The organism is Bacillus sp. FSL W7-1346 (genome assembly GCF_038593335.1).
GTDB classification, from domain to species: Bacteria; Bacillota; Bacilli; order Bacillales; family Bacillaceae; genus Bacillus; species Bacillus altitudinis.
The window spans coordinates 3,720,306-3,729,481 of record NZ_CP151988.1; the positions used below are offsets into that span (position 1 = coordinate 3,720,306).

General features: G+C 38.5%; 9 protein-coding genes. All 9 read right to left on the reverse strand.

The features are described from left to right. Positions 1–60: 60 nt before the first annotated feature. Entirely contained in the window at positions 61–894 is an 834-nt protein-coding gene (locus tag NST09_RS19140; RefSeq protein ID WP_342493231.1) for a YiiX/YebB-like N1pC/P60 family cysteine hydrolase, read from the reverse strand. Positions 895–1,022: 128 nt separating this feature from the next. Continuing rightward, the gene (noc, locus tag NST09_RS19145; RefSeq protein WP_024718432.1) at positions 1,023–1,898 is read right to left on the reverse strand and encodes a nucleoid occlusion protein; all 876 of its coding nucleotides are present in this window, start codon (positions 1,896–1,898) and stop codon (positions 1,023–1,025) included. 105 nt (positions 1,899–2,003) lie between these two features. Further along, positions 2,004–2,723 (reverse strand): 16S rRNA (guanine(527)-N(7))-methyltransferase RsmG, encoded by a 720-nt coding sequence (rsmG, locus tag NST09_RS19150; protein ID WP_007497477.1) that lies wholly within the window; start codon positions 2,721–2,723, stop codon positions 2,004–2,006. 13 nt (positions 2,724–2,736) lie between these two features. Further along, positions 2,737–4,623 (reverse strand): tRNA uridine-5-carboxymethylaminomethyl(34) synthesis enzyme MnmG, encoded by a 1,887-nt coding sequence (gene mnmG / locus NST09_RS19155; protein WP_046344926.1) that lies wholly within the window; start codon positions 4,621–4,623, stop codon positions 2,737–2,739. Positions 4,624–4,640: 17 nt separating this feature from the next. After that, positions 4,641–6,020 carry a tRNA uridine-5-carboxymethylaminomethyl(34) synthesis GTPase MnmE gene (gene mnmE / locus NST09_RS19160; RefSeq protein WP_074041760.1) on the reverse strand — a complete coding sequence of 460 codons (1,380 nt, stop codon included), beginning with the start codon at positions 6,018–6,020 and terminating at the stop codon, positions 4,641–4,643. A gap of 402 nt (positions 6,021–6,422) precedes the next feature. Beyond that, entirely contained in the window at positions 6,423–7,046 is a 624-nt protein-coding gene (gene jag / locus NST09_RS19165) for an RNA-binding cell elongation regulator Jag/EloR (protein WP_035390148.1), read from the reverse strand. Further along, positions 7,043–7,825 carry a YidC family membrane integrase SpoIIIJ gene (gene spoIIIJ / locus NST09_RS19170; protein WP_089374159.1) on the reverse strand — a complete coding sequence of 261 codons (783 nt, stop codon included), beginning with the start codon at positions 7,823–7,825 and terminating at the stop codon, positions 7,043–7,045. Before spoIIIJ ends, jag begins: the two co-directional genes overlap by 4 nt. Before the next feature lie 158 nt (positions 7,826–7,983). Continuing rightward, a complete protein-coding gene (gene rnpA, locus NST09_RS19175) occupies positions 7,984–8,343 on the reverse strand; it encodes a ribonuclease P protein component (protein WP_008347592.1) in 360 nt (119 codons plus the stop codon). 78 nt (positions 8,344–8,421) lie between these two features. Then, a complete protein-coding gene (gene rpmH, locus NST09_RS19180; protein WP_008360908.1) occupies positions 8,422–8,556 on the reverse strand; it encodes a 50S ribosomal protein L34 in 135 nt (44 codons plus the stop codon). Positions 8,557–9,176 lie beyond the last annotated feature (620 nt).

Consider the following 9,176-nt stretch of genomic DNA (forward strand, 5'->3'; position numbering starts at 1 on the left):
TTAAAGAAAATAACGAGACAAAAAAAACCCCACTTTTCATGAAAAGTGAGGGAGATACAATCAAAAGTTTAATCCGCCAATTTTACGACCTTCGCTCACAATGACTTTAGGTGTCACTGTTTTATAGTTCTTCTTTTTCAAAAACCCATAGGGTGCTTTAATGGTAAATGTGGCATGTCCAACAGCGTCCCCGGTTTTCGCGTAAGCCTGCCATACAATCTTTGAACAATAAGTAGGGTCCAAGGATTGAATAGACATAGTGATCGAATATCGAGCCTTCGGATGGTCTTTCACGTAATCATGCGCCCAATTCCCTGCTAAATCTGCCTTTTCCTGATGATTAATCCGAATCACCTTTGTATTGGCACTATAGCGAAACCAGCTTTGAATGGAATCAATATTTGGATGCTGCCGGAACCCAGGAATGGATGCATAGCTTTTCTCATTAATGACGATGCCTGCATGACCAATTAAACCATTTAAAGCTCCAGTGCTCGTCACCAATATATCCCCTTTTTGAGGCATAATATCGGTTCCAGGATACGGTTTACCAAAAAGATGGCGAATGGTATTCGGACTTTCATCTGTTACCATTTCATCCTGTTTGTTTTGCCTTAAACCATAGTTCTCCAAATCATCATCAGCTGTGATCACATCGATCGCATCGTCCTGAGACGCTTGCTCTTGATTTAATTGTTGAACCGTTATATCTGTCGAAACCACACCTTGTTTCTTCAGAGTACTCAGTTCTTCTTTCGTAATCGTTTCTTCCGCTGAATGAGTATCATGATTCGTTGATGTGCTCACAGCAAACACAGTCGTTTCATTTGAAAAAAGAGAAAAAGAGATTAGTAAATAACAGATAATAGCAAAAATAGTCTTTTTCATTTTCATCGGTTATATGTCACCTCCCTTCTACTATGAAAATCATATTTTACCAATTAATTAATAATAAGTAAATATCATGAATTGAAGGGAGAGAAAGACAAAAAAGCTGACGAGTAATGCTCATCAGCTTCTTTCTATTTAGGAATTCGAATCGTTAATTGGATATATTCCTCAAATTCTTCTTCCTCGGTATTTATTTTAAGTCCGCTGTCTTCTACCATGTGGAGAGACTGACGAATGGTATTCATCGCAATTCGCGTATCTCGGCTAAACGCCTTACGTTTCGGCTTCGGTTTGCGATCTGTTTTTTGTTCAAGCATCTTCACTACACGCTCTTCAGTCTGTTTCACATTCAGCTGCTTTTCGATGATTTCCTGCAACAGCGTGATCTGTAATTCTGGCAGCTTTAGAGGTACAAGTGAACGGGCATGTCTCTCTGAGATTTTTTTCTCCAAAATGGCTTGCTGTACCTCTTCAGGCAACTTTAAAAGTCTTAGTTTGTTTGCAACAGTCGATTGTCCCTTACCTAAACGCTGAGCAAGCGCTTCTTGCGTTAAATCATGAAGCTCTAAAAGACGTGCATAAGCATGAGCCTCTTCAATTGCAGACAGCTCTTCTCTTTGCAAATTTTCAATCAATGCCACAGATGCCGTTTCCGTATCAGTAAAATCTTTTATAATAGCGGGGATCTTCTCCCATTGAAGAGTTTGTACCGCTCTCCAACGTCTTTCGCCGGCGATCAGTTCATATTTTCCTTCTTCTTCTGTTGGTCTAACAACAATCGGTTGAATAATGCCATGGGTATGGATGGTTGTGGCCAGCTCTTGTATCTTTTCTTCTGAAAAAATGGTGCGTGGCTGAAAACGGTTAGGCATAATTGTGTCGACCGGGAGCTCCTGTATCTCTTCCTTTAATGTTTCATGCTCAGCAATCTCTGCCTCTATTTCGGTATCACGCTCAGGATGTTCTTTGTCACCAAGCCCGAAGAAGCGTGAGAGTGAATGCTTCATGAACCTACACCACCTTTAAAAACTACCTTTTTATAATTCTATTTTCTCATGTTTTTTCCTTCTGTAAAATCATAAATATTGAAGAAAAACCGACCTTTTACATGATCAACCCTCTATTGGTGATTTATTAGGTGTTCCTGGTTTTCTAGGATATTTTTTTGGTGTTTGTTTTTTCTTTTCAATGACAATGATGTTCCGTTCGCTTTCTTCTAAAGGAAGAACAAAGGAATGCTTTTCAACAACCTCTCCTCCGAGGACAGTGACGGCTTTTTTTCCTGCTTGCATCTCTTCATCTGCAGCAGATGCTTTTAATGCAACAAACAATCCTTCCTTTTTCACAAGAGGCAGGCATAGTTCGCTCAAGACAGATAAGCGCGCAACTGCTCTAGCGGTGACAAGGTCATAGCTTTCACGTTGATCTTTACGTTGTCCAAAGGTCTCCGCACGATCATGATAAAAAGTAGTATCTTGTAAGTTTAACCCTTTTGCTAACTCATTGAGAAACGTAATGCGTTTCTGGAGAGAATCAACAATGGTCACATGTAGATGAGGGAAACAAATTTTAAGAGGAATGCTTGGAAAACCAGCACCAGCTCCAATATCACAAATTGTTGTCACATTGTGAAAATCAATAAAAAATGCTGCTGATATCGAGTCATAAAAATGCTTTAAATATACTTCTTCCTTTTCTGTAATGGACGTTAAATTCATCTTCTCGTTCCATTCTACAAGCATATGGAAGTAAGTTTCAAATTGTTCAAGCTGCACTGGAGAAAGAGTGATCCCTTTCTCCTCTAGTGCTGCTGTAAATTGTTCAATGTTCATGCCGACATCCTTTCTACTCTGCTATCTTCGCAATACGTCCCTGCTCCAAATACACTAAAAGGATAGAAATATCAGCAGGGTTAACGCCTGAAATACGAGAAGCCTGTGCAACAGAAAGCGGTCGGACTTCTTTTAGCTTTTGCTTCGCTTCAGTTGCAATCCCTTTGATGGCATCATAATCGATTCGATCCGGAATCTTTTTGTTTTCCATCTTTTTCAGCTTTTCAACTTGTTGGAGCGACTTTTCAATATAACCTTCATATTTAATTTGAATCTCTACCTGTTCACACACATCAGCAGGAAGCGGTGTGTCAGCAGGAGCTAGTTTCACAACAGATTCATAGTTCATCTCTGGACGCTTCATCAGATCACTTGCTCGAATACCGTCCTTCAATTCACTTCCACCAAGAGAACGGATATATTCCTGTGTCTCTGCTGTAGGTTTAATAATGACAGAATATAAACGTTTTTTCTCTGCTTCAATAGCCTCTTTTTTCTGTGTGAATGCTTGGAATCTCTCTTCAGAAATTAAACCAATGTTATATCCAAGTTCCGTTAATCTTAAATCAGCATTGTCATGACGCAGAAGTAAGCGGTACTCTGCACGAGAAGTTAAAAGACGGTAAGGTTCATTTGTACCCTTCGTGACAAGATCATCAATGAGAACACCGATATATGCATCAGATCGGCTTAAAATGACTTCTTCTTTACCCAATGCTTTTCTTCCTGCATTGATACCTGCCATAATTCCTTGACCTGCAGCTTCCTCATAACCAGAGGTACCATTGATTTGGCCAGCTGTATATAATCCAGAAATTTTCTTCGTCTCAAGTGTCGGCCACAATTGTGTAGGCACAATCGCATCATACTCAATGGCATAACCCGCTCGCATCATTTGTACATTTTCAAGCCCTGGAATGGTTGACAGCATTCGCTGCTGTACATCCTCTGGCAGACTTGTAGATAAACCTTGAACATACACTTCTTGCGTATTACGGCCTTCTGGCTCTAAGAAAATTTGATGTCTCGGTTTATCATTAAAACGAACCACCTTATCCTCAATAGACGGACAGTATCTAGGACCTGTTCCTTTAATCATACCTGAATACATAGGAGAACGGTGAAGATTCTCATCAATAATTTGATGAGTCTCTAAACTCGTGTATGTTAACCAGCATGGTAATTGATTTGTAATATATTCCACAGTTTCATAAGAAAACGCACGTGGTACATCGTCACCTGGTTGAATTTCCGTCTTACTATAATCAATCGAGTGGCTGTTTACTCGAGGTGGTGTCCCAGTTTTAAAGCGAACCAAATCGAATCCTAATTCTGCTAGATGATCCGATAATTTAATGGAAGGCTGCTGATTATTAGGACCGCTTGAATAAGAAAGATCCCCTAAAATAATGCGGCCTTTTAAGAAAGTACCAGTCGTTAGAACAACAGACTTCGCGCGATAATTTGCACCTGTTTGAGTCACAACACCTTTACATTCATCATCTTCTACAATTAAATGGTCTACCATCCCTTGCAGCATTGTTAGGTTTGGTTCATTTTCCATTGTTTTTTTCATTTCGTGCTGATATTGAAACTTATCTGCTTGCGCTCTTAACGCACGGACAGCAGGTCCTTTCCCAGTATTCAGCATACGCATTTGAATGTGCGTCTTATCTATATTTCGTGCCATTTCCCCGCCTAGCGCATCAATTTCTCTGACGACAATCCCTTTAGCGGGACCTCCTACGGACGGATTACATGGCATAAAAGCAACCATATCGAGATTGATGGTCAATACAAGTGTTTTGGCGCCCTGTCTTGCAGAAGCAAGAGCAGCCTCAACACCAGCATGACCGGCACCGACGACGATTACATCATATTGGCCAGCTTCATAACCCATTTCTTTTGTTCCTCCCTTTACTTTCCTAAACAGAATTGAGAGAATAACTGATCGATTAAGCTTTCATGAACAGCATCCCCAATAATTTCACCTAGCTGCTCCCAGCAGCGTGTTAAATCTATTTGAACAATGTCGATCGGTACATTCATTTCAATTCCTTCTAGAGCATCTTCAATCGATTGTTTTGCTTCTTGAAGGAGCGCAATATGCCTAGTATTGCTCACATACGTTAAATCTCCACTTTCAATTGAGCCTGTGAAGAATAAAGATTGAATGGCCATTTCAAGCTCATCAATCCCTTTTTCTTGTAATAAAGATGTTGTAACAACCGGACGATCCTTCGCTAACTCTTTTACCTTTTCTACATCAAGTTTAGGCTCAAGATCTGTCTTATTGACAATCACAATAATATCCATACCTGAGACAGCCTCAAATAGCTTAATATCTTCCTCAGATAACTCTTCACTATAATTGAGCACAAGTAAAATCAGGTCAGCTTCTTTTAAGACCTGTCTTGATCGCTCGACCCCAATACGCTCAACAATGTCTTCAGTCTCACGTATACCCGCAGTATCTACTAAACGGAGCGGTACTCCTCTTACATTCACATATTCCTCGATGACATCTCTGGTTGTTCCAGGAATATCGGTCACAATCGCCTTTGTTTCCTGAACAAGACTATTTAATAAGGAAGACTTCCCAACATTTGGCCTTCCAATAATAACAGTAGATAAGCCCTCACGTAGGATTTTCCCCTGCTGTGAAGTCGTTAGAAGCGATTCAATTTCCTTTTTCACAGATGTCGCCTTTTCAACTAAGACTCGATGTGTCATTTCTTCCACATCGTCATACTCTGGATAATCAATATTCACTTCTACATGGGCAAGTGTCTCCAATATCTCACCACGAAGACGTTTAATCAAACCGGAGAGACGTCCCTCCATTTGAGTCATTGCGACATTCATCGCACGGTCAGTTTTTGCACGAATCAAGTCCATTACGGCTTCTGCTTGTGACAAGTCGATTCTTCCATTTAGGAAAGCACGTTTTGTAAACTCACCTGGCTCCGCTAATCTCGCTCCTTCTTTTAAAGCAAGCTGCAAGACTTTATTGACCGTGACAATTCCGCCATGGCAGTTGATCTCAATAACGTCTTCTCTCGTAAATGTTTTTGGCGCTCTTAATACAGACACCATGACCTCTTCTATCACTTGCTCGGTACTTGAATCTACAATATGACCATAATGAATTGTATGAGAATCCACTGATACAAGTTTTTTCTCCTTAGGCCCCTTATACATGCGATCAGCAATCTGAACTGCATCAGGCCCGCTTAAACGTATAATGGCAATTGCCCCTTCACCCATTGGTGTAGAAATTGCTGCAATTGTATCCACCGCTCATTCACCTCTTTCTCTATTCAATAGACAGTCTTATATCTATTAAATGGACGTTGTCCATCTCTATATCAAAAACGCTTAATCCAAAATTTAAAGATACCATAAATGCATGCGAAGCGAAAGTAGCCCACATTTAATTATCCACAGTTTTGCACCCTGTCTATTTTAACACTTAACTTATCCACATGTGAATAACGACGTTCTAAACTTGTCTTCACATCTTACACCTAAATCCAATAAATTAAAACGCCCTTCTCCCTTTGCAACTAAGGGAAAATGACGTTTTCGATCTAAATAACACACTAACTTTTTAGAAATAAAGGAGGAATCTACTATTAAAAGGTAATTTTTCAATAAAAAAAGACTAAAATCCAGCTTTGCTGAATCTTAGCCTTTCTGCTATTTTTTATACATCACCACAACATGACGCTTGCTGCCTGTATCTTCGGATGCCGTGGCAAGTTCTTTAGAAAATGCTGCAATCGTATCATGAACGACTTTTCGTTCATTCGAAGGCATCGGTTCTAAATGAACCTTTCTCTTCGTTTTTAAAACACGATTTGCCGTTTTGATTGCGTATTGTTCAAGTGCTTCTTGTCGTTTCTTCCTATAATCTCCAATATCAATTGTAATATGATGATACTGATCAGAATAACGATTAAACACTAACTGCACCAAGGTTTCTAAAGAGTACAGTGTTTGTCCTCTTTTTCCAATCATTAATGAAGTTTTGTCTCCATCAATGTGAAAAGAGATCTTTTTCGTTTCTTTTTTCGAAACAATGTTTGCTTTAGGATCAATTGATTTAACAATTTTATCTAAATACTGTGTTGCTAATTTGAGCGCATCTCGCTTTTCTACTAACTTGACAACAGCTTGTCTTTTACCAAATAATCCTAAAAATCCTTTGTTTCCTTCATCTACTATTGTGATATCCACTTCTTCTTGTAGTAGTTGAATTTGTTTCAGTCCGGAATCTACTGCTTCTTCGACTGTGCGACCGACAGCAGTTATTTCCTTCATTTTTTGTTCCCGCCAGCTTTTTCTTTTGTATCAACTTTTACTTGAGGTGTTTTAATGACCAACGTTTGAATGATCATGAAAATGTTACCTACAACCCAGTACAGTGAAAGTGCCGCTGGGAAACTGATTGCAAATACAATGATCATAATCGGCATCACCCAAAGCATAATCGCCATTTGAGGGTTGTCCGAAGGATTTCCAGCCATCATTAGCTTCTGCTGAATAAAAGTAGCTACACCTGCAATAATCGGTAACAGGAATAATGGATCTGGACTGCCTAAGTCAAACCATAAGAAAGTATGTTTCTTGATTTCAGCTGTTCTCATGATCGCATGATAAAAACCAATTAAGATTGGCATTTGAATTAAGATTGGGAAACACCCTGCTAATGGATTTACACCATTCTTTTGGAAAAGAGCCATTGTTTCCTGTTGAAGCTGCTGCTGTGTTTTTTGATCTTTTGAACTATATTTTTCACGAAGCTTCTTTAATTCTGGCTGAAGTGCTTGCATTGCTTTTGTACTTCTTAATTGTTTAATCATTAATGGTAAAATGAGCAAACGAATCAAAAGAGTTACAATAATAATCGCTACACCATAGTTTTCACCAGTTAAGTTTGCCATGTAAGTGATTAATTGAGATAGCGGGTATACAATGTAAGAATTCCAGAATCCCTTACTATCTGATGTGATTGGTTCATTGATTTGTGTACATCCTGCCAATAGAACCAACACGCCAATCAAGCTAAATATTAGTAATAATCGCCTTTTCAACAAGATTCCTCCCATTACTTCAAACTTTATTTAAGTTGGAATTGATTACGAAAGTGACTCACCTAATCAGTATGGTAACATTTTTTCATTACAAAGTGGTGGTTTCATTTTAATTCACTAGATGAAGGAAGCGCTTTTAAAAATTGATTCAACGAAAGTTTCTATTACGAAGACTTTTTCGGTTGTTGTTGATAAACAGCGGATTTTCTAAATAAATGCTGGAGAGACTTCTTTGTTTCTTCAAAGGTCAATTCGCTTGCTGGCTTTCGTGCGATAACAATGTAGTCTTTTTCTTGCTTTAGCTTATGACCTTCCTCTAAGAACACCTGACGGATTAGTCGTTTAATCCGGTTTCTTATCACTGCATTACCTATCTTCTTACTGACAGACAATCCTAAACGCAGTTCTTCTTGATTTGGTTGGTCCAGCTGATAAATGACGAATTGGCGATTAGCCATTGATTGACCTTTTTTGAACACTGTTTGAAACTCTTCATTTTTTTTTAGCCTGTTTCGCTTCTTCATGTTTTCTTCCACTCCGATAAAAACTGACAGTTCATTTACGATTTTATGTAAAAAAGACCACTGACATTATTCAGTGGCCTAAGCTGATAATTTTTTTCTACCTTTGCTGCGGCGTCGCTTTAAAACTAGACGTCCGTTTTTAGAACTCATACGGCTGCGGAAGCCATGAACTTTACTACGCTTACGGTTATTTGGTTGAAACGTTCTTTTCATTTATGACACCTCCCTGAGGAATAGCTGTTTAAGACAGTCTAACTCATTATATTTGTGTAACCCATCGATTGTCAATATCAATGATAAAACTCTTATTATCAACCTTATAAGCATAACACAAGTTATCAAGTGAAGAAACCTTCTTTTTTAGTTTCCAGCATTTTATTCTTTTTTTCCTTCAAAAAAACCTTCAAAACAAGGTTGTGGATATTTTTCCGGCATATTTTGACTATCCACATCCATTATCGACATTTTTTTCACACAAATAACCTATGTGGATAATTATTTTTCAACAGCATGTAAAGTGTGTGGATAAGTTTGTGACACCCATTGCACCATCTTGTTTATTTTGATATTATATTTGTGTTTTAACTCTTAATTACTTATCTGGCCTATTTATCTTATCCACAATTTGTGGATAACCTGTGGAAAGTTATTACACAGCTTGTTGAATTGTTTATCCACAACCTGTGTAATTTGTCGAAAAGACGTTTTTCTACTATATTAATTGTTTTCAACAAAGTATGTGCACGAATGGTGATGACCATTTGCTCTTTTTCGTGTTCTATAACAGTTTGATACTGGTCATTTTAAAAAGAAAAGGAGGGGGGAGAAGCCTT